Source organism: Sphingomonas sp. AAP5 (assembly GCF_004354345.1).
Lineage (GTDB): Bacteria > Pseudomonadota > Alphaproteobacteria > Sphingomonadales > Sphingomonadaceae > Sphingomonas > Sphingomonas glacialis.
In genome coordinates, this window is record NZ_CP037913.1 from 1,594,862 (window position 1) to 1,620,358 (window position 25,497).

A 25,497-nucleotide genomic window follows, 5' to 3' on the forward strand; every position below is an offset into this window, starting at 1 on the left:
CCGTGTTACCGTTCCGCGGTGCCGCTGTGAACCTTGTACGTGGCGCCCCCCGCATCGGACGCGCTGCCAGCACCTGGAAAATGCGCGAAGTCTTTGGCAAAGTGTGTCGCGTGACCGATGCTCCTGCCTTCCCAGCCGCCCCCAGCTTCGGTTCGGGTCTCAATGCAGCGGCAATGGTCGCACATCTCGCCGCTCTGCCGGGGGTCCAGCGTGTTCCGTCTCCCAAACTGACGTTGTTCGTGTGCCGCAAGTTCCTCGATGCCGAAACCTGCGCGCAGGTGCGCGACGCGGTCGACGCGACGCGGCGCCCTTCGACGGTCGCGGACTTCAACGGCGACCGCGCGTTTCGCACGAGCGAGACCGGCGATCTCGACTCGCTCGCCCCGCTCACGCAGTGGCTCGACGCGCGGATCAGCGCGTTCACCGGGCTCGACCCGGCGCACGGCGAACCGATCCAGGGTCAGCGCTACGCGGTTGGCCAGGAGTTCAAGCCGCACACCGATTATTTCGAACCGGGCGGCGTGGATTTCGATCGCCATTGTCGTAGCGCGGGCAACCGCACCTGGACCGTGATGCTCTATCTCAACGAACCCGAAGCGGGCGGCGCGACGCGGTTCAAGGCGATCAACAAGATCATCCAGCCCGAGACGGGCAAGCTGCTCGCCTGGAACAACCGGCAGGCCGATGGCACGCTCAACCCGGCCACGCTCCACCACGGCATGAAAGTCCGCGCGGGGACCAAATACGTCATCACCAAATGGTTTCGCGAACGCGCCTGGCGGTAACGGAAAAAGCCGCCAGACCCATGCGGATCCGGCGGCTGCGATATGGTGGGCGCGGCAAGGATTGAACTTGCGACCCCACCCGTGTGAAGGGTGTGCTCTACCACTGAGCTACGCGCCCGTTGCCTTTTCCGCCGGAACGGCGGGGCAAAACGGAGAAGGGCGGCATTGACGCCGCCCTGTTGCAGTCTCTTAAAACGAGCCGGCGCCGCTTGTCCAGCGCCGATGCCCAGAATTTCCGAGTCAGTCGATCAGTTGACCGAATCCTTGAGGCCCTTGCCGGCCTTGAACTTGGGCTGCGACGAGGCCTTGATCGTCATCGGCTCGCCGGTGCGCGGGTTGCGGCCGGTCGACGCCTTGCGCTTGCTGACCGAGAACGTCCCGAAACCGACGAGACGGACTTCATCCCCCTTTTTCAGCGCGGCCGACACGGCTTCGAACACGGCTTCGACGGCCTTGCTTGCATCACCCTTGGTCAGACCCGACGTGTCGGCCACCGTCGCGATCAGTTCCTGTTTGTTCATGGCCACGAAACCCCCGTTTAAAAAACTACTGAAATGATTCCCAGGCGAAAGCCGGTGGCGCAGTAAGGCGGCTCGCACCGGGGCTGTCAAAGCAAAAACATCCCCGCCGTCGGTCAAAACGGCGAGGATGCAGTATTATACGCCGATCCGAGCTCAGTGGTGCAGTTCACCACCGATTGCCGGGACGCCCGCCGGGGGCTGTGCCGCCAGATCGTCCGCTTCGGTCCAATCGATCGCCGTCAACGGCGCGGTTAGCGCAAGACGGAGCACCTCATCGACATGCGCCACCGGGATGATCTTGAGCCCGTCACGGATATTCGCGGGAATATCGGCCAAGTCCTTCTCGTTCTCGTGCGGGATCAGCACCGTGGTGATGCCACCGCGCAACGCCGCGAGCAGCTTTTCCTTCAAGCCCCCGATCGGCAGCACGCGACCACGCAGCGTCACCTCGCCGGTCATCGCAATGTCGCGCCGCACCGGCACGCCGGTCAGCGTCGAGACGATCGCCGTCACGATGCCGATGCCCGCCGACGGACCGTCCTTGGGCACCGCGCCTTCGGGCAGATGGATGTGAATGTCCTTGCGCGCGAAGATGCTCGGTTTGATTCCGTACGAGGGCGAGCGCGCCTTGATGAAGCTGAACGCGGTCTCGATCGATTCCTTCATCACGTCGCCGAGCTTGCCGGTGATCTTGGCCTGACCGCGCCCGGGCACGGTGACGCTCTCGATCGTCAGCAATTCGCCGCCGACCTCGGTCCAGGCGAGCCCGGTGACCGCACCGATCTGATTCTCTTCTTCACCCAAGCCGTGACGATATTTCTTCACGCCGGCGAAGTCGGACAGATTGTCGGGCGTTACGGTGACGCTCGTCGTCTTGCCCTCGAGGATCTGGCGCAATGCCTTGCGCGCGAGCTTGGCGATCTCGCGCTCGAGCGTGCGGACGCCGGCTTCACGCGTGTAGTACTGGATCAGCGCGCGTAGGCCCTCGGTGGTGAGCGTGAACTCACCTTCCTTTAAGCCGTGCGCCTCGATCTGCTTCTCGATCAGGTGGCGTTCGGCGATCTCGACCTTCTCGTCCTCGGTATAGCCTTCGAGCCGGATGATCTCCATTCGGTCGAGCAGCGCCTGCGGGAGGTTGAGCGTGTTCGCGGTGGTCACGAACATCACGTCCGACAGATCGACGTCGATCTCGAGATAGTGATCCTGGAACTTGGCGTTCTGCTCGGGGTCGAGCACCTCGAGCAATGCCGACGCCGGATCGCCGCGGAAATCCTGGCCGAGCTTGTCGATCTCGTCGAGCAGGAACAGCGGGTTGCTGGTGCCGGCCTTTTTGAGGTTCGTCACGATCTTGCCCGGCAGCGAGCCGATATAGGTGCGGCGATGCCCGCGGATCTCGGCTTCGTCGCGCACGCCGCCGAGCGACTGGCGGATGAACTCGCGGCCGGTCGCCTTGGCGATCGACTTGCCGAGCGAGGTCTTGCCGACGCCAGGCGGGCCGACGAGGCACAGGATCGGCCCCTTCAGCTTGTTGGTGCGCGCCTGCACCGCGAGATATTCGATGATCCGGTCCTTGACCTTCTCGAGCGCATAATGGTCCTCGTCGAGCACCGCTTGCGCGGCCGAGATATCCTTGCGGATCTTCGACTTCTTGCCCCACGGAAGGCCGAGCAGCACGTCGAGATAGTTGCGCACGACGGTCGCCTCGGCACTCATCGGCGCCATCGTCTTCAGCTTCTTGAGCTCGGCGGTCGCCTTGGTGCGCGCCTCCTTCGAGAGTTTCATCGTCGCGATCTTCTGCGTCAGCTCGGCGATCTCGTCGCCTTCGCCGTCATCGCTCTCGTTGCCGAGTTCGCGCTGGATCGCCTTCAACTGCTCGTTGAGATAATATTCGCGCTGGGTCTTCTCCATCTGGCGCTTGACCCGCGACTTGATCTTCTTCTCGACCTGCAGGACGCCCAATTCGCCCTCCATGAAGGCGAACACCATCTCGAGCCGCTTGGCCGGATCGCGCTCGATCAGCAGCGCTTGCTTGTCGCTGACCTTGACCTGGATGTTGGCGGCGACCGCGTCGGCGAGCTTCGAGGGATCCTCGATCTCGCCGAGCTGGACGGCAGTCTCGGCCGGCAGCTTGCGGTTGAGCTTGGCGTAATTCTCGAACTGGTCGATCACCGAACGCATCAGCGCCTTGAGATCGGGGCTGAGATCGTCGGGGGTGATCTCGCCAACGCGGTCGCCCAGCTCGGTGCTCGCGGCTTCGAGCTCGTCCGAACCGGCATCGCCCTCGAGCATCTCGACTTCGGCCGACAGATAGCCGTCGCTCTGGACGAGCGAGGTCAGCGCGGCGCGGCGCTTGCCCTCGACCAGCACGCGGACGGTGCCGTCGGGCAGCTTGAGCAATTGCAACACGACCGCGGTGACGCCGATCTCGTACAGATCGTCGCGATCGGGGTCGTCCTCGCTCGGATCGAGCTGCGCGACCAGGAAAATCTCCTTGTCGGCGGCCATTGCGGCTTCCAGGGCTGCGACCGACTTGTCGCGACCGACGAACAGCGGCACGATCATGTTGGGGAAGACAACGATGTCGCGCAGCGGCAGGACGGGATAAGCCTGAGTGGACGGGGTGGAAGAAGCTTGGGTCATGGATACTCCGAGATCGCGACAAGGCCGCGTGCTTGCCCCCTTATATGGGGGGAGTTGCCGATCCATCAATCGTCGTGCGATTTTGGGCGGAACGATCGCGATCGCGGCGCTGCCGCAGGCGATCGGTGCTGCGGGGCGTGGTGGCGACGCGGTTGCCCGCGCGATGATCGCTGCGGGCGGGCGCGACCGGCTGGCGCGCGTCCGCGTGCTGACGTGGAGCGGCATGGCACGGATGATGCTCGGCAAGACCCCGGTCGACTTGCACGTCGAATGCCGGATCGAGCCGTTTGCACGGTCGCGGTCGGACAGCTGGCTCGTCAGCGAAACGCGCAGCGCCGCGCGGACCGTGATGATCGAGCGCGACACCGCCTTTCTGGTGCAGGACGGCGCGCAGACGACGCTCGCCGCCGCGCAGGCACGCTTCGAACGCCAGCGGCTCGGCGCGTTCGCCTATCTGCTGCTTGCCCCGGCCTTCGTTTCCACCGCGGGCTATAACCGGCTCAACGCCGCGCGCGACGGCTATCCGCCGATCGCACTGACGCTCGATCGCGACGGACGGATTGCCGCGGCCGATTATGTGCTGACGGCACCCGAACCCGGCGCCCCCGCGATCCGCCAGCATTTCAGCTTTGCCGGCAGCGTGAACGCGCAAGGCGTCCGCTTCCCGCGCGTCACGACGATGCTCCAGGACGGCCGCCCGTCGCTGCGCCTGACGATCACCGATTTCTCCGTGGAACTGAGCCCCGCATGATCCCTGTTCGTATCGCGCTCCTGTCGAGCTGCCTCGCGCTGACCGCCGCCGCCCTGCCGACCAAGGGCGAGCCGCCGCTGACCGCACAGACGCAGAAATCGGGCGGGCCGATCGATGCCGAGCAAGCCAAGCTCGGCTTCGACGCCGCCGACCTCGCGTTCGAAGTGCTGCCCGAGACCGAGACGCTACGCGGCGTCGCGACGCTGCGCTTCACCGCCAAGGCGCCGCTCGCCCGGCTTGTGCTCGATCTCGACCGCAATCTGCCCGTCGATGCGGTATCGGTCGACGGCACACCGCTTGCGCCATCGGCCTGGCGCAATCCTGAGGGCCAACTCGTCATCACGCTGCCACGCATGGTCGCGGCGGGTGGGCACGTCACCGCCAAGCTGACCTATGGCGGCACGCCGCACGTCGCGGTCAATGCACCGTGGGACCCCGGCGTCGTCTGGGCGAAGACGCCGAGCGGCGCGCCGTGGTTCGGCACCACCGCAGAGGGCGCCGGGTGCGACCTGTTCTGGCCGTGCCTCGATTTCCCGACCGGCGAGCCGGGCCTCGTCACGCTCCACATCACCGTGCCGAAGGGGCTCAAGGCGCCGTCGAACGGCGTGCTGCTCGGCGTCGACACGCTCGCCGATGGGCGCACGACATGGAACTGGCGCGTCAAGCACCCCAACACCTATGGCATCGCGCTGACGGTCGGGCCGTTCGAGGAGATTTCGGGCAGCTACAAGAGCCGCTACGGCAACACGATCCCGATGGCCTATTGGTATCTCCCCGGCGAAGAGGCCAAAGCAAAGGCGCTGTTCGCCGAATTCGCGCCGACGCTCGATTTCTTCGAGAGCGAAGTCGGCCCCTACCCGTTCGGCGACGAGAAGCTCGGCGTGGTCGAGACGCCGTACAAGGGCATGGAGCACCAGACGATCAACGCTTACGGCAACGGCTATGCCAAGGCGCCCGAAGGCTTCGACTGGCTGTTCCAGCACGAATTCGCGCACGAATTCTTCGGCAATCAGCTGACCGCCGCCAATTGGGACGATTACTGGCTGCACGAAGGCTATGGCAGCTACATGCAGCCGCTCTACGGCCGCTGGCGCGAGGGCGAGGCGCGCTATGCGACGATGATCTCCGAACAGCGTAACAAGATCGCCAACCTCCGCCCCGTCATCTCCGGCAAGATCCGCACCGAGGAAGAGGTGTACGAGATCAGCAAGGGCGGCCCCGGCCAGGACATCTATTACAAGGGCTCGTGGATGCTCCACAGCCTGCGTACCCTGATCGGCGACCGCGCGTTTCGCGATGTGACGCGGCTGATCGTGTACGGCCGGCTCGACCCTCAGCCGGGTAATTTCACGCCGCGCTACGCGTCGACCGCCGACTATGAGCGGATCGTCCGGCGCGTGACGGGCAAGGACTATCGCTGGTTCTTCGACGTCTATCTGCGCCAGGCGGCGTTGCCAGAATTGATCGAGACACGCAGCGCGACCCGGCTGACATTGCATTGGCAGGCGCCGGGCGGCGGGGTGTTCCCGATGCCGGTCGATGTGCAGATCGGCGGGCGGATCGTGCAGCTTGCGATGGCGGGCGGCTTTGGTAGCATCGCGGTCCCGCGCGGGGCGCATCTCGTGATCGATCCGAACGCCAAGCTGCTGCGCCGATCGACCGCGATCGAGGACTATCAAGCGTGGCGCGACGCAGCGGCAAAGGCCGCCGAACCCTCCAGTTGACACCGCGGTGTCATAGCTGAATACTACAGCGCTGTTGCAAGGGGCTTCGCCATGAATTTCATCCCGTTGGACTCGGTCGGGCTTCCCGGACTCGCGGCGTTTGCGATCGGCATACTCGCGGGACTGACGGCGCTGCTGCTCGCGCGCGCGCGTGGCCGGAGCGCCCCGGCCAGCCCCGATTCAGGACGCCGCAACGCCTCGATCCTGTGGATCGTCGTGCAGGGCTTGGGGATCGGCAGCGCCGGGCTCGGTCGGATCCGCATCGCGCTCGATCCGCTTTCGGCCAAGGCGCTGATCGAGGCGGGCGTCGTGCTCGCGCTGATGCTCGCCGCGGCGTGGCTGTTCGATTGGGCGTCGCGCGCGATGGGGCGGAACTGGGCGCTGGTCGCACGGACGCGCGACGACGGGCAATTGGTCGAAACGGGTCCGTTCGCGCTGATCCGCAACCCGATCTACGTCTCGCTGGCGTTCGTGATGGTCGCGATGGCGATCGCTTATGGTCACACCGCGAGCCTTGTCGTCGGCATCCCGCTCTTCGCGCTCGGCACATGGATGCGCGTGCGGCACGAAGAGGTGGTGCTGCGCGCAGCGTTCGGGCCCGCGTTCGACGCCTATGCCGCGCGGGTCAAACGCTTCGTGCCGGGCGTCCTATGAACTGGCTGGGCGCAGCATCGACCAAAAGCGCGGGCCTCCCTTGGGCACGATCCATTCGGCGGTGATCTCGAAGCCGAGCGCGCGGTAGAAAGCGAGGTTCCGCTCGGTTGCGGTTTCGAGATAGGCCGGGAGCCCGCTCCCGAGGAGGCGATCGAGACCGCCGCGCACCGCGGCCGCGCCGAAGCCCCGGCCCTGTGCCGCGGGATCGCAACCCGCGAGGTGAAGATACCACACGGCCTCGCGCGGGAAATGCGCCGAGATCGCGTTCGACACCGCCAGCGCACGGCCGATCGATCCGCCGAGAGCGCGCCACAGCGGCCAGGCGTGGAGCAACATCGTGAGCATGCTGTCAGACGTTTGCCCCGGTCCACGCCACAGCGTGGCCGCCTCGCCGCCAGCGGTCACCAGCCGGATGCCGCTGGACGCGTCGGAATCGAACAGCACGCCAAACAGCCGCGGCAGCCGGAGCGCACGGTCAGCAGGATCGGGAAAGATATAGGCCATCGCCGGATCATCGGCGAAAGCGCGCGCGAGCAGCGCGACGATACGGTCACGATCGGCGGTGCCGGCAACCCGGACACCCGCGACAGGGTCAGCGTTCCGGTCGGGACGCACGACCGAACCGTGCGAAGGCGTCATCGGACGCCTCCGCGCACGCAGCGCCCTGCCCCGCGAAGGGGACAGGGGCTGACCAGATTAGGCCGCGCCGGCGCCGGCCTTTTCCTTCTTGCCGTAGACGCGGATCGGCTCCTTGCGGCCCTCGATCACGTCCTTGTCGATCATCACTTCCTCGACGCTGTCCATACCGGGCAGGTCGAACATCGTGTCGAGCAGGATGCCCTCGAGGATCGAGCGCAGACCGCGCGCGCCGGTCTTGCGGTCGATCGCCTTCTTCGCGACCGAGACGAGCGCCTCGTCGGTGAAGCCGAGCTTGACCGCCTCCATGTCGAACAGCTTCTGATACTGCTTGACCAGCGCGTTCTTCGGCTCGGTCAGGATCGTCACCAGCGCAGGCACGTCGAGATCTTCCAAAGTCGCGATGACCGGCAGACGGCCGACGAATTCGGGGATCAGGCCGAACTTCAGCAAATCCTCGGGCTCGACTGCCTTGAGCGTCTCGCCGGTGCGGCGTTCCTCAGGGCTGGCGACATAGGCACCAAAGCCGATCGACTTGCCCTGCAGACGATCGCCGATGATCTTCTCGAGGCCGCTGAACGCGCCGCCGCAGATGAAAAGGATGTTGGTCGTGTCGACCTGCAGGAACTCCTGCTGCGGATGCTTCCGCCCGCCCTGCGGCGGCACCGACGCCGTCGTACCTTCCATCAGCTTGAGCAGCGCCTGCTGGACGCCCTCGCCACTGACGTCGCGCGTGATCGACGGGTTTTCGGCCTTGCGGCTGATCTTGTCGATTTCATCGATATAGACGATCCCGCGCTGCGCCCGCTCGACATTGTAGTCGGACGCCTGGAGCAGCTTGAGGATGATGTTCTCGACGTCCTCGCCGACGTAACCGGCTTCGGTCAGCGTCGTCGCATCGGCCATCGTGAAGGGCACGTCGAGGATGCGCGCGAGCGTCTGCGCAAGCAGCGTCTTGCCGCAGCCGGTCGGCCCGACGAGCAGGATGTTCGACTTTGCGAGCTCGACATCGGCGCCCTTCTGGCCGTGGTTGAGGCGCTTGTAATGGTTGTGCACCGCCACCGAAAGCACGCGCTTCGCGCGCTTCTGGCCGATCACATAATCGTCGAGCACGTCGCAGATTTCCTGCGGCGTGGGCACGCCGCCATCCTTCTTCGAGACGAGCGCCGACTTGGTCTCCTCGCGGATGATGTCGTTGCACAGTTCGACGCATTCATCGCAGATGAAAACCGTCGGTCCGGCAATGAGCTTGCGGACTTCATGCTGCGACTTGCCGCAGAAGGAGCAATAAAGCGTGCTCTTCGAATCGCCGCCGCTGAGCTTCGTCATTCTAACCATCCTTGGCGCCACCAGGCGCGCATATGCGGAACGTGTATCCTAGACCGTCCTCGCGCAATCCGACAATCACCAAAATACCCGGTGATGTCTGCACCGGGACGTACGTATGACGCCCCGGTGCCCAACAGAACCTTAACCGGCAAGCTTACGCCGAGGTCAGCGCAGGCGGCGTGCTCGAATCGTCGGGCAGTGCCGGACGCTTGTCGAACACCTGGTCGACCAGGCCGAAATCCTTGGCTTCGTGCGCTTCGAGGAACGTGTCACGATCCATCGCGCGCTCGATCTCCTCGAGCGGCTTGCCGGTATACTGCGCGTAGAGCGCATTCATCCGGTTCTTGATGCGCTGGATTTCCTTGGCCTGGATCTGGATGTCCGACGCCATGCCCTGCGCACCACCCGAAGGCTGATGGATCATGATCCGCGCATTGGTCAGCGCGACACGCATGCCCGGCTCACCGGCGGCGAGCAGGAACGAGCCCATCGAGGCGGCCTGGCCCATGCAGACCGTGCCGACGCGCGGACGGATGTACTGCATGGTGTCATGGATCGCCATGCCCGCCGTGACGACGCCGCCCGGCGAGTTGATGTACATGAAGATGTCCTTCTTGGGGTTCTCCGACTCCAGGAAGAGCAGCTGTGCCGAGATGACCGAGGCCATATGGTCCTCGACGCCGCCGGTCACGAAAATGATGCGTTCGCGCAGCAGTCGCGAATAAATGTCGAAGCTGCGCTCGCCGCGGTTGGATTGCTCGATGACGATCGGAACGAGGCCGTCATTGATGGGGGCCAGAAAGTCGCCGGTGTCGAACGGATTGCGCATGATGAGCCTTTTAGTCCTTTATGCCCCTAGAACCGCATACATCGGCGCTGCACGAAACGAGTTCAAGCCCCGACGGCGTCCGAGCGACGGTCATCGCCACCGGGAGCGCGGTGGCTGAGGTAAGCGAGCCGCCGCACTTCGCGCCGGCCGCGGACCACCGTGTCGAGGATCAACCCGGTAAAGACGTTGAGCGCGGCGAGGATCGCGAGCCCGACGACCAGCACCGCAGTCGGCAGCCGCGGCACAAGATGCGTGTGCATATAGGTCACGATCAGCGGGATCCCGAGCGCGAGCACGGCGAGCGACAGCAGGGCGGCGATCGCGCCGAAGAACAGCAGCGGCCGCTCGATCCGGTAGAGCGTGACGATCGTGCGCGCGATGCGGAAGCCGTCGCGATACGTGCTGAGCTTTGATTCGGACCCTTCGGGCCGCGCGAAATAGGCGGTCTCGATCTCGCCCGTCGGCATCTTGAGTTCGAGCGCATGGACGCTGATTTCCGTCTCGATCTCGAACCCGGCCGACAGCACCGGGAAGCTCTTGACGAAGCGCCGCGAGAAGACGCGGTACCCCGAGAAGATATCGGTGAAACTGCGCCCGAAGAGCTGCGCGAGCATCCCCGTCATCGCCTTGTTGCCGAGCACATGCCCGCGGCGATACGCGGCGGTGACCTGCGTCACGCGGCTGCCCACCACCATGTCGAGTTGCTCGTCGAGCAGCCGCGCGACGAGCGCCGGCGCGGCGGTCGCGTCATAGGTCGCGTCGCCATCGGCCATGACGTAGATGTCGGCATCGACATCGGCGAACATGCGGCGGACGACGTTGCCCTTGCCCTGCATCCGCTCGGTGCGAACGACGGCGCCCGCCGCGCGCGCCACGGCGACGGTGTCGTCACGGCTGTTATTGTCATAGACGTAGATGGTCGCATCGGGGAGCGCGGCGCGGAACGCCGCAACGGTCTGCGCGATGGCGGTGCTCTCGTTGTAGCACGGCAGCAGGACGGCGATACGGGATGTCATGGCCGAGCCTTAGGGCGTTATCGTGACGGGTTCGACTGTTTTGTGGTGTGCGGCGTGGCGTCTGCGTTTGCCGCCGCCGGCCCAGACCTTACAACGCCGTCACCCCGGTCTCGTGCCGGGGTCCACCATGCCGCTCGACGTATCGTCCGGGGCGAGGTGGACCCCGGCACAGGGCCGGGGTGACGGATGATGGAGTCGAGCGGGCGGGTGTGCGCCTTATTCGGCCTTGTCGGCAGCAGCCTTCTTCTTGGCAGCCGGCTTCTTTACGGGGGCAGCAGCCTCCTCAGCCGGAACAGCCTCGGCCTCAGCGTCGGCAGCAGCGGCGGCCTTCTTGGCGGGCGCCTTTTTGGTCGCGGCCTTCTTCACCGGCTCGGCTTCGACAAGATCGTCGCCAGCGGCTGCCGGCTCGACGTCAGCCGCTTCCATTTCCTTGGCGTCGTCGGCAGCGGGCTTCGCCTTCTTAGCAGCCGCCTTCTTTGCCTTGGGCTTGTGGTTGTCGTGATCGTGGGTGTGCGTGCCGCTCGAGAAGCCTTCTTCGCTCTCGATCGCCGCTTCGAGCTCTTCGCGCGTCACTTCGCGGTCCGAAATCTCGGCCTTCTCGAACAGGAAGTCGACGACCTTGTCCTCGTACAGCGGCGCGCGCAGCTGCGCTGCCGCCATCGGCTCCTGCTGGATGTACTGCAGGAAGCGCTGGCGGTCTTCGTTGTTATAGTTCTGCGCGGCCTGCGCGATCAGGCGGTTCATTTCCTGCTGGCTGACTTCGACGCCATTGGCCTGGCCGATTTCCGACAGGAGGAGGCCAAGGCGCACGCGGCGCTCGGCGATCTTGCGGTAATCGTCGCGCTCGGACTCCATCTCGGCGAGTGCTGCCGCGGGATCTTCCTCGTGCGTCGCTTCGTGCTGGAGCTGCTGCCAGATCTGGTCGAATTCGGCTTCGACCATCGACGGCGGCACTTCGAAATCGTGACCCTCGGCGAGCTGATCGAGCAGCTTGCGCTTCATGTGGGTGCGCGTGAGGCCGTTGAGTTCCTGCTCGATCTGGCCCTTCAGGAGACCGGTGAGCTGCTCGAGGCTCTCGAGCCCGAGCGAGGTCGCGAGGCTGTCGTCGATCACGCTCTCGCCGGCGGTCTTCACCGCGGTGATGCTGAGGTCGAAGGTCGCGGGCTTGCCGGCGAGTTCCTTGGCCTGATAATCCTCGGGGAAGGTCACCGTGATCTGGCGCTCGTCGCCGACCTTGACGCCGACGACCTGCTCCTCGAAGCCGGGGATCAGACGACCGGTGCCGAGCTCGACCGACATGTCGCTGCCGGTGCCGCCCTCGAACGCCACGTCTCCGACCTTGCCGACGAAGTCCATGACGACCAGGTCGCCCATCTGCGCTTCATGGCCCTCGGCCGCGTCGTCCCACTTCTTCTGCTGGTCAGCGAACTTCTGGAGCTGTGCCTGGACCGTCGCGTCGTCGGCAGGAACGGTGAGGCGCTCGAGCTTGAGCGCGTCGATCGCCGGGGTCGGCACGTCGGGGAGCACTTCGAGCGTGACGGTGATCTGCGCATCGTCACCGAGCTTGAAACCGTCGGCGAGCTCGACCGAAGGCTGCAGCGCGGGGCGCAGCTTCTGCTCGGCGATCAGCTCCTGGATACCCTGCTGGATCGAGCTGTTGAGCGCGTCCTGCATCAGCGCGTCGCCGTGCATCTTGCGCACCAGGTTCGCGGGCACCTTGCCGGGGCGGAAGCCGGGCATCTTCACCGTCGGCGCGACGCGCTTCAGTTCGGCATCGACACGCGAGTCGATATCCTTCGCGGTGATCGTCAGCGTGTAGGCGCGCTTGAGGCCTTCGTTCAACGTCTCGACAGTCTGCATTTCAGATCTCACGCCAATGGATAAGGAGTTCAGGGATAGTGTGTCGCAGTCCCCATGCACAAACGCATGAGAGACTGGTGCGGGCGAAGGGACTCGAACCCCCACATCTTTCGATGGCAGGACCTAAACCTGCTGCGTCTACCAGTTCCGCCACGCCCGCAAGGACACCGCCGGTGTGGGGGGCGTCTATACCAGCCATGCGCCCGGGGGCAAGCGGGCAAACACCCGATGCCGCATCGCCACGCAACCGCTAGGATGATGGCGCGTTGATGCAGCGTAAGAGGAGAGACGTTATGGCCAGCACGCCCCCAACCGAACTGCCGATCCCGAGCGAACCCGGCCAGCCCGATTCGATGCCGACCGAGCTGCCGAGCCCGACGCCCGACGTGGTCGTGCCCGATCCCGCCGGCGACCCCGGCGGTGCGCCGATCGCGCCGACCGACACCGGCATGACGGGAGACTTCGCATGAGCGACCCGCACCCCGACAGCCTGCCCGAGAACGACAACGATACCCGCAGCGACATCGAACAAGCAGTCGAAGCGCGCAAGGACGCGGTCGAGCGCGGCGAAGGCGGGCGCGAGCCCGATGCCTTTACGTCTCCGGGCATGGAAGACGGCGTCGGCGGAACCGGCGGCGTGGTGAAAAACCAGGACGACGACGCGCAGTAAATCAGCTCCCGTTGCAACGGTCTGAATATCCGTCTAATTCCCCCCGGACATGTCCGGGGGGATACGGTGGTATTCAAGGTTTCGATAGGTCTTGCAGCCGCTTTTATCGCGTGCTTTCCCGCCGCTGCACAGTCGTCGTCATCGGATGGAGCCTGCGAACTCCATATCTGGCCAGGCGCGGGCCTTAATTCTGTTTACAGTGGCGTGTTCCACGGAGGCATCGTCAACGGTGCAGTCACCGGGCGAGACGGATATCCTACCTTGGCGGTCGAACCCATCGACACCGCCAATCAGGTCGAACTGCTGCGAAGTGCTGCTTTGCGCGATCAACTTAACTTGGCAAAGTATCAGACAATCGTCCACGAGGAGGCGTTGTCGAGTCGCATCATGCGGACAAGCGTCGCGCGCATCGCGCCTTCGTCGGCGCCCTGTTATGCGGAATTTATCGTCGACAGTGTCTTCTTCCAGCAAGACATCGTCGACGGGAGTTACCTCAAGATCCTTTTCCGCTACCGCGACTTCACGACCGAGCCCGCACCACGTCGGGTCTTCAGCACCTGGACCAAGACCAGACTGACTTTGCTTCCGCCGACGCCCGCAACCGACATGGTCGCCGCCGCCGCCGAACTGCGCGCGGCCTTCACCCGCGATGTCGCGCTTTTCGCAAGCGCCTTGGCAAAGCCATCAAAGACCAAAGCGTCACATTAAATAAGGCCGTCCATGACGACCCCTGGGAAAGGGGCCGAAACCAAAGGGGGAGACTATAATGACCAACGCAGTCCATCGCGTCCTGGGAGCCGCTTTCTCTACAGTCGCCTGTGCGATCGGAGGCATCGGCAGCGCTCAGGCAGCGCCGTGCGAACTTCACATCTGGCCGGCCGAACGGATGAACTCGATGACGACCGGATTGCTCGGCGGCGGTCTGCTCGATGCCGCACTCCACAGCGGGAAGGACGCTAGCAACAAAGCCCAGATGGCAAGCGCGCTCGATAGTCCGTCGCAGCTCGACGCGCTGCAGTCGCTCAAATTGACCGATCTGCTCAACCGTCAGCCCGGCACCGTCATCGTGCGCCACGAAACACCGCTCGAGCGCAAGACGATGAACAAGGTCAAGACGCGTCGGTCGGATTCGACCGCGGCCTGCTATTCCGAGCTGATCGTCGCCGATGTCTTCTATCAGAAGGCGGCGATCTACGGCCGGTCGCTGCGCACGCTGTTCATGCTGCGCGACTTCGGCAACGACCAGACGATCGATTACGAATATAAAGCATGGGGTGGCAATGGCTTGAAGCTATTTCCCGCCAAGGAAGGCGAGGACGCGACTGCCGCGCTCAATGAGCTGGTTTCGGTGTTCGACAAGAATTTCGAGGAATATGCCAACAACGCGCGCAAGGCGATGACCGCAAAGAAAGGCTGACTACCCGCAGTCAGGGCGCCCGGTTGGCCGGGCGCCCGCGTTTCTTTACCCCAGCATTTTCTTCAACACGTCGTTGACGACGCCGGGATTGGCCTTGCCGCCCATCGCCTTCATCGTCTGGCCGACGAAGAAGCCGAACAGCTTGTCCTTGCCGCCACGATAATCGGCGACCTTGTCTTCGTTCGCCGCCATCACCTCGGCGATGACGCGCTCGATCTCGCCGGTGTCGCTGGTCTGCTTGAGCCCGCGCTCCTCGACGATTTCGGCAGCGCCCTGCCCGGTCTCGAGCATGATCTCGAACACCTGCTTGGCGAGCGTCCCCGACAGCGTGCCATCGGCGATCAGGCCGAGCAGTTCGGCGGCCTGATCGGGGCTGACGGGCGAATTCTCGATGTCCCGGCCGGTGCGGTTAAGCGCGCCGAACAGCTCGGACGTCGTCCAGTTCGCCGCAGCAACCGGCGCCACGCCCGTGTCGAGCAACGCATCGAACCAGCGCGCCGCCTCGACCTCGGCGGTCATCACCGCAGCGGCGTAAGGCGTGATGCCGAGCGCCTCGTAGCGGCGGCGCTTGGTGTCGGGCAGCTCGGGCAGCGACGCGCGGCATTCTTCGAGGAACGCGTCGTCGAGCTCGAGCGGGAGCAGATCGGGATCGGGGAAGTAGCGATAATCGTGCGCGTCTTCCTTCGAGCGCATCGAGCGCGTCTCGTTGCGATCGGGATCGTAGAGCCGCGTTTCCTGGACGATCCGGCCGCCGCTTTCGAGCACGTCGATCTGGCGCTTGGCCTCCTGCTCGACCACCGCCATCACGAAGCGGACCGAATTGACGTTCTTGGTCTCGGTGCGCGTGCCGAGCTCGTCACCGGCCTTCCGCACGCTGACATTGACGTCGGCGCGCATCGAGCCCTCTTCCATGTTGCCGTCGCACGACCCGACGTAGCGCAGGATCGATCTGAGCTTGCGGAGATAAGCCCCTGCTTCGGCAGGAGAAGCCATATCGGGCTTCGACACGATCTCCATCAACGCAACGCCCGAGCGGTTGAGGTCGACGTAGGAGCGCGTCGGATGCTGGTCGTGCATCAGCTTGCCCGCATCCTGCTCGACATGGATCCGCTCGACGCCGATGCGCTTGCCCGCAGCGTCGGGGTTCTTGTCGTCGAGGCTGATGTCGATCGCGCCCTCGCCGACGATCGGGTGGTAGAGCTGGCTGATCTGATAGCCCTGCGGCAGATCGGCGTAGAAATAGTTCTTGCGGTCGAAGCGCGACCAGCGGTTGATCTGCGCGTCGATCGCCATTCCGGTGCGGACCGCCTGGCGGATGCACTCGCGGTTGGGAACGGGCAGCATGCCGGGCATCGCGGCGTCGACCAGCGACACCTGCGTGTTGGGCTCGGCGCCGAACGCGGTCGCCGCGCCCGAGAAGAGCTTGGCGTTCGAGGTCACCTGCGCATGGACTTCGAGGCCGACCACGACCTCCCAGTCGCCGGTTTCGCCGCGGATCGTGTATTTGGTGTCAGTCATGACCTAAATTCCGTTCGAGCTGAGCGTGTCGACGCCCTGCCCTTCTTTGCCCGAAGTGAAGGAGAGCGCGATCACCACCACGCCTCAGCGCGTGCGATGAACCCGGCGCGCTGCTCGAGCGCGAGCCCGGCATTGAGCACGCCTTGCTCGTCGAGCGGCTTGCCGATGATCTGCAGGCCGAGCGGCAGTCCGGCGCCGTCGAGGCCACCCGGCACCGACATCGCCGGCAAACCCGCCAGCGAGGACGGCACGGTGAAGACGTCGTTCAAATACATCGCGATCGGATCGGCCGACTTCTCGCCCAGCGCGAACGCCGAGGACGGCGCCGTCGGGGTGAGCAGCAGGTCGCACTTCGCCCAGGCCTGTTCGAAATCGCGCGCGATCAGCGTGCGGACCTTCGATGCCTGTGTGAAGTACGCGTCGTAAAACCCTGCCGACAGGACATACGTCCCGATCATGATACGGCGCTTGACCTCGTCGCCGAACCCGTCGGCACGCGTCGCGGCGTACATATCCTGCAGCCCTGCCCCCTCGGGCAGATCGCGCAGGCCGTAACGCACGCCGTCATAGCGCGCGAGATTGGACGAAGCCTCCGCCGGCGCGATGATGTAATAAGCCGGCAGCGCATATTTGGTGTGCGGGAGCGAGACCTCGACGATCTCCGCGCCGGCGTCCTTCAACCAGTCGATCCCCTGCTGCCACAGCGCATCGATCTCGGCGGGCATATTGTCGACGCGATATTCCGTGGGAATACCGATCCGCTTGCCCTTGAGATCACCCGACAATCCGGCTTCCCACGCGGGCACCGGCAGATCGAGCGAGGTCGCGTCCTTCGCGTCGAAGCCGCTCATCGCCTCGAGCAGGATCGCGCAGTCGCGCACGTCGCGCGCCATCGGCCCAGCCTGGTCGAGCGACGAGGCGAACGCGATCGTCCCCCAGCGCGAGCAGCGGCCATAGGTCGGCTTGATACCGCTGATGCCGGTGAAGGCGGCAGGCTGGCGGATCGAGCCGCCGGTGTCGGTGCCGGTCGCCGCCGGGCACAGCCGCGCCGCGACCGCCGTCGACGAACCACCCGACGACCCGCCGGGCGCAAGCGGCGCATTGCCGCCGTCGCTCCGCCGCCACGGCGAGATGACGTTGCCGAAAGCGCTGGTCTCGTTCGACGAGCCCATCGCGAACTGGTCCATGTTGAGCTTGCCGAGCATGCCCGCGCCAGCATCCCACAGATTGGCCGACACCGTCGATTCGTACGGCGGCACGAAGCCTTCGAGGATCAAGCTCGCCGCGGTGGTCGGCACCCCCTTGGTGCAGAACAGGTCCTTCATCCCGATCGGCACGCCGGCGAGCGGCTTGAGCGTCTCGCCCGCAGCGCGCGCCGTATCGGCGGCATCGGCGGCGGCGAGCGCGTGGTCGGGCGTTTCGACCAGGAACGCATTGAGCGCCTTGGCCTTCGACACGTTGGCGATGAACCCTTCGGCGACTTCGCGCGCGGAGAAGGTGCCGGCGCGGACGCCGTCGCGGATGGCGGCTACGCCGAGATCGGTGAGGTCAGTCATACGGTCATTCCCGTCGCCCCGGCATAGTCCGGGGCCGCTTCGTTGTGGTGCAGGCCGCTCGCGACGAACGCGGCGGCCCCGGCCTGCGCCGGGGCGACGATGGCGCGGATCATTCGATCACCTTGGGCACGGTGAAGAAGCCGTGCTCGGCCTGGGGAGCATTGGCCAGCACGGCATCGCGGATGCCGCCGCCGGTCAGCGGGTCGGCGTTGACGACGTCGTCGCGCAGCCGGAGGTGGTTGGGGATCACCGCGGTCATCGGCGCGACGCCGGCCGTGTCGACCTCGCTTAATTGCTCGATCCAACCCATGATGTTTTCGAGCTCGGGCGCGATGCGCACGGCATCTTCCTCGGTGATGGAGATGCGGGCGAGGCTCGCGATCTTGCTGACGGTGGCGATGGTGACTGGCATGGCTTGCGGCTAGCAGAGCGCCCGAGCCTAGCGCAACCTATTCGAACGGATCGCCGAGCGGAACGCCCCCGACGAACACCCGGCGCGCGGGCACGGCGCGGATCTCGACCTTGCCCGCGGCATCGCCCGCCTTGAGCGCGACGCGCTCGGGCGTACTCAGCGGCGCGCGCATATTTGTGTCGAGCCGCGTCCAGCTCTCGCCGGTGCGCCGATAGCGTGTGGGGCCGCACGCCGACTGGAATGCGAATGCAGGATCGCGGCCAGAGGTCTCGACCTTCGGCGGCGTCGTTAGCTGATCGACGCAAAACCTAGAGATCGCAACTGCTTCGTCGGCACCCGGAGCATAGAGCAAGGTGCAGCGGTCTTTGACATCGGTGCTGCAGCCCTGCCAGTCGGTCAACACCTTGCGCAGTGCGAATGGCACGGCCACCGCCACGGGCATCACGCGCAGCCGTTTGACGAGCACATCGGCGTCGGCCTGTGCGCGGTCGACGCTCGCCACGTCCCAGCGGTTGGTCTTGGTCGCGACTTGCTTCGCGCGCGCCGCGATACCCGGGATCGCCGAGCGGGCGAGCCGCCGCAGCGCCGCCTTGCCGGGATCACCGAAATCGAACGCCAGCGCCGCCCAGTCGAACTTCGCGGGCGCAACCCGCCCCGATTCGAGCCGCGCGACCTGGTCGAGCGTCGCGAGCGCGTTGAAGCTCGCCAGCGGCGTGGCGAGCAGCAGCCCGACACCGGCGACGAAGAACGCGATCCGCAAATTGCTCGGCCGCACATAGCGGCTCCACGCCAACCGCCCGCGCAGCACCGCGACGAGATAGGCAACGCCGTAAAGGTTCGCAAACCCCACGAACACGGCTGCCCACAGCCGGTCGGGCGTCAGGCCATATTGCGCGATCCGCAATCCCGTCGCGATCGCCGCGATCACCGCCAGCGGCAGCACTGCAAGCGCCAGCGCGATCGCGCCGAAGCGCAGCACCGGATGGGTCGCTTCCTCGCCCGCGCCATTGCCGACCACCGCATTGGCGAGGATCAGCGCGCCGATCACGCAGCTGAGCAGGATCGGCGTGGTCGACTTGGTCGCCTCCCACAGTGCGTCGAGCCCGGTGAAGGGCAGCGCGAGCAGGAACACCAGCAGCCCCGCGCCGAGCACTGGCGCAAGCACCGCGAGCACCGCGGTCACCACGCGCTGGAGCAGCCTCAGCACGTCGTCGCGCTCGCGCAGCAACCCGAGCGATCCGCCAAAGCTCGCGCCCGCCAACAGCGCGGTAAACCATTCGTGGCGCAGCAGATCGCGCAGCACATGCACGCCGATCAAGTCGAACAGCGCGGCGAGCAGCCATGCCAGCGCGAATGCGACGCCAGTGAACAGCCAGCAGGCACACCACAGCACGACGTTGGTCCATGCGTCGCCATGCACGTCGGCATAGGGAAAGCGCACCGCAGCATGATCGCGCGCGGTCTGGAACAGCGGCACGGCGATCGCGATCGCGATGAACAGGCTCGCGCCGCGCCAACTGTACCACGCGCCCCAGCCGCCACCGTTCCAATAGACGATCAGCCCGGCGACCGCGCCGATGCCGACCCCGAAGGCCGCCGCCCACCACCAGCGCCGCCGCTCGAACGCGAAGCCGAAGGTCACCGCCCCCGTACCGATCGCGGTGGTCAGCGCGATTCGCCACGCCGCCGGGTCGATCACGGGAAAGTGGGGGCCGCGGTCGAGTAGCTGCTGCACCGCGAGCGCGGCGAGCGCGCCGACCACGGCGAGCAGCATCGGGCGCAACGGCCAGCTGTGGGTATCGCCTTCGAATCCCGGACTTTCGTTCATCGCATCGCTCTCCCGCGCCGTGCCCACACCAACGCCAGCACCAAGGCGATTGCAAGCGCGGCGATCCTGCGGCACGGAAAACCGCAGCACGCTTGCATGGGCACCGCCGCGCCATGCCGTGGGAGGTCGACCGGTTTGGCGCGCAAGTTTCTCTACATCTTCACCGTGCTGATCGTGATCGTGATCGCGGGTGCGTTTGCCTATGCGATCTGGGGCACCGAGCTGATCAAGCTGGCGATGATCCCGCGCGCCGCCTTCATCGCCGAGCCGCGCCAGCCCGCCGCTGCGTACCGCCGTGCCGAGATGTGGCTCGCGCGCCCCGACAAGCCGGGCAATCCGGCGCTATGGCTTCCGCCCGGCTACACGCCCGCCAAGGACACGCGCGCGGCGGTGTTCTTCATCCACCCGACCTCGTTCCTCAACCGTTCGCGCTGGAACGCGCCGCTCGACGATGCCGAGGCCAATGCCCGCGCCGAGCTGTTCCTGCGCGGCCAGGCCAGCGCGTTCAACGCGGTCGGCGCGATCTGGGCGCCGCGCTATCGCCAGGCGACCTTCGGCGCGTTCCTCACGACGCAGGATAATGCCGCCAAGGCGCTCGACCTCGCTTATGGTGACGTCGCGGCGGCATTCGACGCGTTCGTGGCGCAAGCGGGCGACCGGCCGATCATCCTCGCCGGCCACAGCCAGGGCGCGCTGCACCTGCTACGGCTGTTGCGCGAGAAGATCGCGGGCACGCCGCTGCAGAAGCGGATCGTCGCGGCCTATGTCGTCGGCTGGCCGGTGTCGCGCAGCGTCGACCTGCCAAAGCTCGGCCTGCCCGAATGCCGCAGCGCCGATCAGGCCGGCTGCATCCAGTCGTGGGAGAGCTTCGCCGAACCCGCCGAGCCGTCGCTGGTGCTCGACACCTACAACGCCAGCCGCGGCAGCGATGGCACGCCGCGCCGCGGCACGCCGATGATCTGTACCAATCCGCTGACGGGCACCCCCGATGCGACCGCGCCCGCGACCGCCAATCTCGGCACGCTCGTCCCCTCGGCCGATCTCTCGAGCGCGACGATCGTCGTGGGCCAGGTTCCGGCGCGCTGCGATTCGCGCGGGCTCCTGCTGATCGGCGATCCGCCCAAGCTCGGCGGTTACGTGCTGCCGGGCAACAACTACCACGTCTACGACTACAGCCTGTTCTGGGCGAACGTCCGCGCCGATGCGGCACGACGGCTGGCGGTCTTCGCGAAATGATCACGACCGATCGCACCGAATTCCGTGGCGCGCTTCCCGCTGGTGGTCGGCTGATCGGGCTCGACGTCGGCACCAAGACGATCGGCACCGCCTTGTGCGACGCCGGGTGGAGCTTCGCCTCGCCAGCGTTGCTGATCCGCCGCACCAAGTTCCAGAAGGACAAGCTCGCGCTCGCCGAGCTGATCGCTGCGCAGCAGGTCAAGGGGATCGTCATCGGCCTGCCGCTCAATCTGAACGACGGCAGCGAGAGCCCGCGCAGCCAGTCGAGCCGGGCGTTCGCGCGCAACATGGCCGATCTCGACCTGCCGATCTTCCTGCAGGACGAGCGCTGGTCGACCGTCGCGGTTACGCGCACGCTGATCGAGCAGGACGCCAGCCGCGCCAAGCGTGCCGAGCTCGTCGACAAGATGGCCGCTGCGTACATCCTGCAAGGCGCGATCGACGCGCTCGTCGCGATCTAACCACGCCAGCCCGTCCGCGGCCCAGTCGACGCGATCCCCGCTGGCTATCCGGTCGTGCAATGCCGCTAGATCCGGGTGCACCGCTCGTCGCTCGGCTGGGCGCTTTCCAGACGCCTTCCAGCGCTTCCGCTCTTGCCGGTTTAGGCGATGCGCATACCCTCGCGTGCCGGGGGGCGTGTTCCGAGTCGGCGCGCTGAGATCGTCGCACCGGACTGCGCTTCTGCAAGAGGAGAGCCGTCATGACGCTTGCATTCGAGTCGCCGACCGAGCGTCCCGTCCCGATCGTAGTGACGGCGAAAGGCGATTCGGCCGCGCCGGCGTTGCCCGCACGGATCGAGCTCGATCTCTCGAAATTCCACAATGGACGCTGGGCGCTCCACCTCGACGCCGTTTTCGCGCGGCACGAGGCCCCCGTCGTCATCCTGGCGGATGGCATCGCCTGTCGCGCGGTGGCGTGGTGGGCACAGCTTTCGCCGCGCAGCTATTTGCGGGCGATCAGCGGGGCGCTGTTCCACACGCCATTGCACGTCGGGTTCGATCAGATTGCGGCCGCAGCGGCGATGCAGAACGGCCCCGCCTGCCGCCTGCCCTTTCCCTCGATCGTCATCAGCGATCCGTCGTTCCAGGTCGAGCAAGCGCTTGCCCTCGCCGACGCGTGGGGAAGCCGCTTCGTCGCGACCGATGCCGCCGCACCGGGACAGGCAAGCAACCGTAACGCGCGCTTTACCGCGATCGAGACGATGCTGCTCGGCCACCGCGATCGCTTCGAGATCAACCGCGCGGCCGCGATACAGCCATCGGGACCATGCCCGATCGCGATGCAGCTTAGTCCTTCCGATCACACCACCATCAAGTCTGATTGACGCTGTTCGCGGCGTTCCGACGCCGTCCCTCGCGCAACTTCCACAGCGCCGGCGTGTTACACCGACACGCTGGCCGCCGCGGCCATGGCGCGAAGGAGTGACGCGATGGACATGCAGGATCTGACCGGGAAGGTCGCGGTCATCACCGGCGCCTCGAGCGGGATCGGCGAAGCGACCGCGCGCCTGCTCGCCAAGGAAGGCGCCCACGTCGTGCTCGTCGCGCGGCGCAAGGACCGGATCGACGCGATCGCCGCAGAGATCGGCGAGAGCGCGATGGCGATCGAAACCGACGTCGCCGATCTGGCGGCGGTCCAGGCGATGGTCGCCGCGGTCAAGACGCGCTTCGGCGGGATCGACTTGCTGTTCAACAATGCCGGCATGGGCGTCAACGGCGCGTTCGCCGACAGCAATCCCGACGACTGGAAAACGCAGATCGACGCCAATCTCTATGGCGTGCTCAACTGCACCCACGCCGCCTTGCCGCTGATGCACGGCCGCGCGGGCGCGATGGTCTCGATCGTGTCGAGCGTCGGCGGGCGGTACGGGATCGCCGGCTGGTCGGTCTACAACGCCACCAAGTTCGCGGTGGTCGGCTTTGCCGATGCGCTGCGCAAGGAAGTCGGCAATGCGGGCATTCGCGTCTCGCTGATCGAACCCGGCGCGGTGTGGACCGAATGGGGCCACAACGTCCCCGAGGAAACGATGCGCGAGCGCCGCGAATCGCTCGACGCGCTGCAAGCGGAGGATATCGCGCAGGCGCTGGTCTACGCCTTCGCGCAGCCGCCGCGGGTGCTGGTCGAGGAAATCCTCGTCCGCCCGGTCAAGCAGGTCGCGCCATGACGCGCCGTTCCCTGCTCCGCACCGCGCTACGCGCCAGCGCGATCACGCTCGTCGCGACCGCGGCCATCGGCGCCTTGGCGCGGCGCCCGTCCCCGTCGCCATCCCCGTCGCCGGTCGAACGCATCGCGACCTTCGGCGATGCGATGCCGACGGGCGTCACCGTCGCGGCGAACGGCCGGATCTTCGTCAACTATCCGCAGTGGGGCGACAATCCGCGCTTCACCGTCGGCGAACTCAAGAACGGTGTCGTCACCGCTTATCCCGACCAGGCGATCAACCAGGCCGACTCCGCGCGCCCGGGCGAAACGCTGATCAGCGTGCAAAGCGTCGTCGCCGACAGCGCGAACCGCTTGTGGATCCTCGACACCGCCGCCCCCAATTTCGCGGCGCCGATCGCAGGCGGTGCAAAGCTCGTCGCGGTCGATCTCGCGCGCAACCGCGTGGTGCAGACGATCGTACTCGGCCCCGACGTCGTGCTGCCGACGACCTACCTCAACGACGTGCGCTTCGATCTGCGCCAGGGGATCGCGGGCGTCGCTTATATCACCGACAGTTCGGTGACCGGCCCCGGCGCGATCATCGTCGTCGATCTGGCGAGCGGTGCCGCCGTCCGCCGGCTGTCGGGGGATGCGACGACGATGCCCGACCCCGCCTTCGCGCCCGTCGTCGAAGGCAAGCCGGTGATGACGCGCCCCGCCGATGGTCCGGCAAAGCCATGGAAGGTCGCCGCCGACGGCATCGCGCTCTCGCCCGATGGCGCGACGCTCTATTATTCACCGCTGTCGAGCCGCCACCTCTACGCCGTCCCGACCGCCTTGCTGCGCGATCCCGTCGTCGACCCGGCAAAGCTCTCGGCCGCCGTGTGCGATCTCGGGCTCAAGGGCGCCTCCGACGGTCTGGCGGTCGATTCGCGCGGCCGCATCTATGGCGGTGACTATGAGCATAATGCGATCCGCCGGCTCGCCGATGGAAAGTGGGAGACGATCGCGCAGGACCGCCGGATCCTGTGGCCCGACACGCTGTCGATCGGCACCGACGGCTATTTGTACTTCACCGCCAACCAACTCCACCGCCAGCCCGGCTTCCACAAGGGCAAGGATCTGCGGCGCAAACCCTACGAGCTGCTGCGGATCAAGATCGACGCCGGGCCGGCCTGACGCTGCGCGATTACTGGCGCGCCATCGGCGCGTCGGTTTTCGCCGCAAGGCCATAGGCGCCGACAACGAACAGCAGCCCGCCGATCCCGTTCCCGAGCGTTACGAACGCCAGGTTGCGCAACACTTGCGCCAGCGTGATCGTCTCGCCCGGCGAGAACAGGCCGAGCGTCAGCGCGGTCATGTTGGCGACCGAATGCTCGAACCCGGCGGCGACGAAGGCGAGCAGCACCCACGCCATGACGAGGCTTTTCGCGGCATCGCCGGTTACGCGTGCCGCGGTCCAGATCGCGAGGCAGACCAGCCAGTTGCACAGCACCGCCCGCGCGATCAACGCCGTCGCATCGGCCTCGACCTTGTGCGCGGCATAGGCGTTGAACATCGTCGCGGCATTGGCGAACACCAAGCCGCCGCCGCCCGCGATGAAGATCGCCGAAAGCAACAGCGCGCCCGCCAGATTGCCGATCCACACCACGACGATCAGCAGGGCGGCATCCGCGACACTGACGCTGCGCCGCATCAACCCGAAGCCGAGATACATCACATAGCCGGTGAACAGCTCCCCCCCGGCGAACACGGTGAGGATCAGCCCGAGCCCGAAGGTCGCCCCCATCACCAATGGGCGCACGCCGGCCGGCAAGGCGTCGGCGGTGCTGAGGGCGAGGATCATCGCGATGCCGATATAGGCCCCCGCCAGCATCGCGCCGACGAAGAAGCCCAGCGGCGAGCGGCGGATCGAAGCGGCTTCGGCGGCGGCGCGATCAGCGAAGCCGGTTACCGTCGGTGCATACATGGAT

At 66.1% G+C, this 25,497-nt stretch carries 25 protein-coding genes and 2 tRNA genes; 13 read left to right on the plus strand and 14 right to left on the minus strand.

Annotation, left to right across the window (positions count from 1 at the left end):
• The first annotated feature begins 173 nt into the window (after positions 1-173).
• Positions 174-785, plus strand: a complete 612-nt coding sequence (locus E2E30_RS07240; RefSeq protein ID WP_240699100.1) for a prolyl hydroxylase family protein — start codon at positions 174-176, stop codon at positions 783-785.
• Between the two features lie 43 nt (positions 786-828).
• Here the strand turns inward: E2E30_RS07240 and E2E30_RS07245 are convergent.
• From E2E30_RS07245 to lon, 3 genes are all read right to left on the minus strand, one after another.
• Positions 829-903: transfer RNA gene (locus tag E2E30_RS07245), tRNA-Val, on the minus strand.
• Positions 904-1,033: 130 nt separating this feature from the next.
• Positions 1,034-1,306: an HU family DNA-binding protein gene (locus E2E30_RS07250; protein WP_133191967.1), complete on the minus strand. Its 273-nt coding sequence runs from the start codon at positions 1,304-1,306 to the stop codon at positions 1,034-1,036.
• Between the two features lie 153 nt (positions 1,307-1,459).
• A complete protein-coding gene (gene lon, locus E2E30_RS07255) occupies positions 1,460-3,946 on the minus strand; it encodes an endopeptidase La (protein ID WP_133188600.1) in 2,487 nt (828 codons plus the stop codon).
• Between the two features lie 82 nt (positions 3,947-4,028).
• Between lon and E2E30_RS07260 the strand changes: the two genes are divergently transcribed.
• From E2E30_RS07260 to E2E30_RS07270, 3 genes are read left to right on the plus strand one after another with little or no spacing between them, the layout of a single operon-like run.
• Positions 4,029-4,697 (plus strand): hypothetical protein, encoded by a 669-nt coding sequence (locus E2E30_RS07260; RefSeq protein ID WP_133188602.1) that lies wholly within the window; start codon positions 4,029-4,031, stop codon positions 4,695-4,697.
• Entirely contained in the window at positions 4,694-6,421 is a 1,728-nt protein-coding gene (locus E2E30_RS07265; RefSeq protein WP_133188604.1) for a M1 family metallopeptidase, read from the plus strand. The genes E2E30_RS07260 and E2E30_RS07265 overlap by 4 nt, the downstream gene beginning before the upstream one ends.
• A gap of 51 nt (positions 6,422-6,472) precedes the next feature.
• Positions 6,473-7,075, plus strand: coding sequence for a methyltransferase family protein (locus tag E2E30_RS07270; protein WP_133188606.1), 603 nt, complete (start codon positions 6,473-6,475; stop codon positions 7,073-7,075).
• On the opposite strand, the gene E2E30_RS07275 is transcribed toward E2E30_RS07270, so the two are convergent.
• The 6 genes from E2E30_RS07275 to E2E30_RS07300 form a co-directional block, all read right to left on the minus strand.
• Complete coding sequence (locus tag E2E30_RS07275; protein WP_133188608.1) at positions 7,070-7,714, minus strand: GNAT family N-acetyltransferase; 645 nt, start codon at positions 7,712-7,714, stop codon at positions 7,070-7,072. The two genes, E2E30_RS07270 and E2E30_RS07275, sit on opposite strands and share 6 nt — an antisense overlap.
• A gap of 57 nt (positions 7,715-7,771) precedes the next feature.
• The gene (gene clpX / locus E2E30_RS07280) at positions 7,772-9,040 is read right to left on the minus strand and encodes an ATP-dependent Clp protease ATP-binding subunit ClpX (RefSeq protein ID WP_010186846.1); all 1,269 of its coding nucleotides are present in this window, start codon (positions 9,038-9,040) and stop codon (positions 7,772-7,774) included.
• A gap of 154 nt (positions 9,041-9,194) precedes the next feature.
• Positions 9,195-9,869 (minus strand): ATP-dependent Clp protease proteolytic subunit, encoded by a 675-nt coding sequence (locus E2E30_RS07285; RefSeq protein WP_133188610.1) that lies wholly within the window; start codon positions 9,867-9,869, stop codon positions 9,195-9,197.
• A 62-nt stretch (positions 9,870-9,931) separates the two neighbouring features.
• Entirely contained in the window at positions 9,932-10,885 is a 954-nt protein-coding gene (locus E2E30_RS07290; RefSeq protein WP_133188612.1) for a glycosyltransferase family 2 protein, read from the minus strand.
• Positions 10,886-11,101: 216 nt separating this feature from the next.
• Complete coding sequence (gene tig / locus E2E30_RS07295) at positions 11,102-12,745, minus strand: trigger factor (protein WP_133188614.1); 1,644 nt, start codon at positions 12,743-12,745, stop codon at positions 11,102-11,104.
• 75 nt (positions 12,746-12,820) lie between these two features.
• A tRNA-Leu gene (locus E2E30_RS07300) sits at positions 12,821-12,905 on the minus strand.
• A gap of 133 nt (positions 12,906-13,038) precedes the next feature.
• On the opposite strand from E2E30_RS07300, the gene E2E30_RS20720 reads away from it, so the two are divergent.
• The 4 genes from E2E30_RS20720 to E2E30_RS07315 all read left to right on the plus strand — a co-directional run bounded on the left by E2E30_RS20720 (position 13,039) and on the right by E2E30_RS07315 (position 14,832).
• Positions 13,039-13,215 carry a hypothetical protein gene (locus tag E2E30_RS20720; protein ID WP_165954473.1) on the plus strand — a complete coding sequence of 59 codons (177 nt, stop codon included), beginning with the start codon at positions 13,039-13,041 and terminating at the stop codon, positions 13,213-13,215.
• On the plus strand, positions 13,212-13,415 hold the full coding sequence (locus tag E2E30_RS07305) for a hypothetical protein (protein ID WP_133188616.1): 204 nt from the start codon (positions 13,212-13,214) through the stop codon (positions 13,413-13,415). Before E2E30_RS20720 ends, E2E30_RS07305 begins: the two co-directional genes overlap by 4 nt.
• Before the next feature lie 261 nt (positions 13,416-13,676).
• Complete coding sequence (locus tag E2E30_RS07310; RefSeq protein ID WP_133188618.1) at positions 13,677-14,123, plus strand: hypothetical protein; 447 nt, start codon at positions 13,677-13,679, stop codon at positions 14,121-14,123.
• Positions 14,124-14,181: 58 nt separating this feature from the next.
• A complete protein-coding gene (locus E2E30_RS07315) occupies positions 14,182-14,832 on the plus strand; it encodes a hypothetical protein (RefSeq protein WP_133188620.1) in 651 nt (216 codons plus the stop codon).
• A gap of 45 nt (positions 14,833-14,877) precedes the next feature.
• Here E2E30_RS07315 and gatB read toward each other — a convergent pair whose 3' ends face one another.
• From gatB to E2E30_RS07335, 4 genes are all read right to left on the minus strand, one after another.
• Positions 14,878-16,350, minus strand: a complete 1,473-nt coding sequence (gatB, locus tag E2E30_RS07320; RefSeq protein ID WP_133188622.1) for an Asp-tRNA(Asn)/Glu-tRNA(Gln) amidotransferase subunit GatB — start codon at positions 16,348-16,350, stop codon at positions 14,878-14,880.
• Positions 16,351-16,421: 71 nt separating this feature from the next.
• On the minus strand, positions 16,422-17,906 hold the full coding sequence (gene gatA, locus E2E30_RS07325; RefSeq protein ID WP_133188624.1) for an Asp-tRNA(Asn)/Glu-tRNA(Gln) amidotransferase subunit GatA: 1,485 nt from the start codon (positions 17,904-17,906) through the stop codon (positions 16,422-16,424).
• Between the two features lie 109 nt (positions 17,907-18,015).
• Complete coding sequence (gatC, locus tag E2E30_RS07330; protein ID WP_133188626.1) at positions 18,016-18,318, minus strand: Asp-tRNA(Asn)/Glu-tRNA(Gln) amidotransferase subunit GatC; 303 nt, start codon at positions 18,316-18,318, stop codon at positions 18,016-18,018.
• Positions 18,319-18,355: 37 nt separating this feature from the next.
• Positions 18,356-20,146, minus strand: a complete 1,791-nt coding sequence (locus E2E30_RS07335) for a DUF4153 domain-containing protein (RefSeq protein WP_133188628.1) — start codon at positions 20,144-20,146, stop codon at positions 18,356-18,358.
• A 135-nt stretch (positions 20,147-20,281) separates the two neighbouring features.
• Between E2E30_RS07335 and E2E30_RS07340 the strand changes: the two genes are divergently transcribed.
• The 5 genes from E2E30_RS07340 to E2E30_RS07360 all read left to right on the plus strand — a co-directional run bounded on the left by E2E30_RS07340 (position 20,282) and on the right by E2E30_RS07360 (position 24,703).
• Positions 20,282-21,382: a DUF3089 domain-containing protein gene (locus E2E30_RS07340; RefSeq protein WP_133188630.1), complete on the plus strand. Its 1,101-nt coding sequence runs from the start codon at positions 20,282-20,284 to the stop codon at positions 21,380-21,382.
• Positions 21,379-21,843 carry a Holliday junction resolvase RuvX gene (gene ruvX, locus E2E30_RS07345; protein WP_133188632.1) on the plus strand — a complete coding sequence of 155 codons (465 nt, stop codon included), beginning with the start codon at positions 21,379-21,381 and terminating at the stop codon, positions 21,841-21,843. The genes E2E30_RS07340 and ruvX overlap by 4 nt, the downstream gene beginning before the upstream one ends.
• Before the next feature lie 239 nt (positions 21,844-22,082).
• Positions 22,083-22,706 (plus strand): alpha/beta hydrolase, encoded by a 624-nt coding sequence (locus E2E30_RS07350; protein ID WP_133188634.1) that lies wholly within the window; start codon positions 22,083-22,085, stop codon positions 22,704-22,706.
• Between the two features lie 105 nt (positions 22,707-22,811).
• A complete protein-coding gene (locus E2E30_RS07355; protein WP_133188636.1) occupies positions 22,812-23,546 on the plus strand; it encodes an SDR family oxidoreductase in 735 nt (244 codons plus the stop codon).
• Positions 23,543-24,703 (plus strand): L-dopachrome tautomerase-related protein, encoded by a 1,161-nt coding sequence (locus E2E30_RS07360; RefSeq protein ID WP_133188638.1) that lies wholly within the window; start codon positions 23,543-23,545, stop codon positions 24,701-24,703. The genes E2E30_RS07355 and E2E30_RS07360 overlap by 4 nt, the downstream gene beginning before the upstream one ends.
• A gap of 10 nt (positions 24,704-24,713) precedes the next feature.
• Here E2E30_RS07360 and E2E30_RS07365 read toward each other — a convergent pair whose 3' ends face one another.
• A complete protein-coding gene (locus E2E30_RS07365; protein ID WP_133188640.1) occupies positions 24,714-25,493 on the minus strand; it encodes a formate/nitrite transporter family protein in 780 nt (259 codons plus the stop codon).
• Positions 25,494-25,497: the final 4 nt, after the last annotated feature.

What these genes read in the sequence shown, in the direction of transcription:
- E2E30_RS07240 (WP_240699100.1), top strand. Translation starts at nt 174, where the DNA reads ATGGTCGCACATCTCGCCGCTCTGCCGGGGGTCCAGCGTGTTCCGTCT.
- E2E30_RS07360 (WP_133188638.1), top strand. Translation starts at nt 23,543, where the DNA reads ATGACGCGCCGTTCCCTGCTCCGCACCGCGCTACGCGCCAGCGCGATC.
- lon (WP_133188600.1), bottom strand. Translation starts at nt 3,946, where the DNA reads ATGACCCAAGCTTCTTCCACCCCGTCCACTCAGGCTTATCCCGTCCTG.
- gatA (WP_133188624.1), bottom strand. Translation starts at nt 17,906, where the DNA reads ATGACTGACCTCACCGATCTCGGCGTAGCCGCCATCCGCGACGGCGTC.
- E2E30_RS07265 (WP_133188604.1), top strand. Translation starts at nt 4,694, where the DNA reads ATGATCCCTGTTCGTATCGCGCTCCTGTCGAGCTGCCTCGCGCTGACC.
- E2E30_RS07250 (WP_133191967.1), bottom strand. Translation starts at nt 1,306, where the DNA reads ATGAACAAACAGGAACTGATCGCGACGGTGGCCGACACGTCGGGTCTG.
- E2E30_RS07365 (WP_133188640.1), bottom strand. Translation starts at nt 25,493, where the DNA reads ATGTATGCACCGACGGTAACCGGCTTCGCTGATCGCGCCGCCGCCGAA.
- E2E30_RS07285 (WP_133188610.1), bottom strand. Translation starts at nt 9,869, where the DNA reads ATGCGCAATCCGTTCGACACCGGCGACTTTCTGGCCCCCATCAATGAC.
- ruvX (WP_133188632.1), top strand. Translation starts at nt 21,379, where the DNA reads ATGATCACGACCGATCGCACCGAATTCCGTGGCGCGCTTCCCGCTGGT.
- E2E30_RS07275 (WP_133188608.1), bottom strand. Translation starts at nt 7,714, where the DNA reads ATGACGCCTTCGCACGGTTCGGTCGTGCGTCCCGACCGGAACGCTGAC.
- E2E30_RS07270 (WP_133188606.1), top strand. Translation starts at nt 6,473, where the DNA reads ATGAATTTCATCCCGTTGGACTCGGTCGGGCTTCCCGGACTCGCGGCG.
- E2E30_RS07335 (WP_133188628.1), bottom strand. Translation starts at nt 20,146, where the DNA reads ATGAACGAAAGTCCGGGATTCGAAGGCGATACCCACAGCTGGCCGTTG.
- tig (WP_133188614.1), bottom strand. Translation starts at nt 12,745, where the DNA reads ATGCAGACTGTCGAGACGTTGAACGAAGGCCTCAAGCGCGCCTACACG.
- E2E30_RS07350 (WP_133188634.1), top strand. Translation starts at nt 22,083, where the DNA reads ATGACGCTTGCATTCGAGTCGCCGACCGAGCGTCCCGTCCCGATCGTA.
- gatB (WP_133188622.1), bottom strand. Translation starts at nt 16,350, where the DNA reads ATGACTGACACCAAATACACGATCCGCGGCGAAACCGGCGACTGGGAG.
- E2E30_RS07305 (WP_133188616.1), top strand. Translation starts at nt 13,212, where the DNA reads ATGAGCGACCCGCACCCCGACAGCCTGCCCGAGAACGACAACGATACC.
- clpX (WP_010186846.1), bottom strand. Translation starts at nt 9,040, where the DNA reads ATGACGAAGCTCAGCGGCGGCGATTCGAAGAGCACGCTTTATTGCTCC.
- E2E30_RS20720 (WP_165954473.1), top strand. Translation starts at nt 13,039, where the DNA reads ATGGCCAGCACGCCCCCAACCGAACTGCCGATCCCGAGCGAACCCGGC.
- E2E30_RS07315 (WP_133188620.1), top strand. Translation starts at nt 14,182, where the DNA reads ATGACCAACGCAGTCCATCGCGTCCTGGGAGCCGCTTTCTCTACAGTC.
- E2E30_RS07355 (WP_133188636.1), top strand. Translation starts at nt 22,812, where the DNA reads ATGGACATGCAGGATCTGACCGGGAAGGTCGCGGTCATCACCGGCGCC.
- gatC (WP_133188626.1), bottom strand. Translation starts at nt 18,318, where the DNA reads ATGCCAGTCACCATCGCCACCGTCAGCAAGATCGCGAGCCTCGCCCGC.
- E2E30_RS07290 (WP_133188612.1), bottom strand. Translation starts at nt 10,885, where the DNA reads ATGACATCCCGTATCGCCGTCCTGCTGCCGTGCTACAACGAGAGCACC.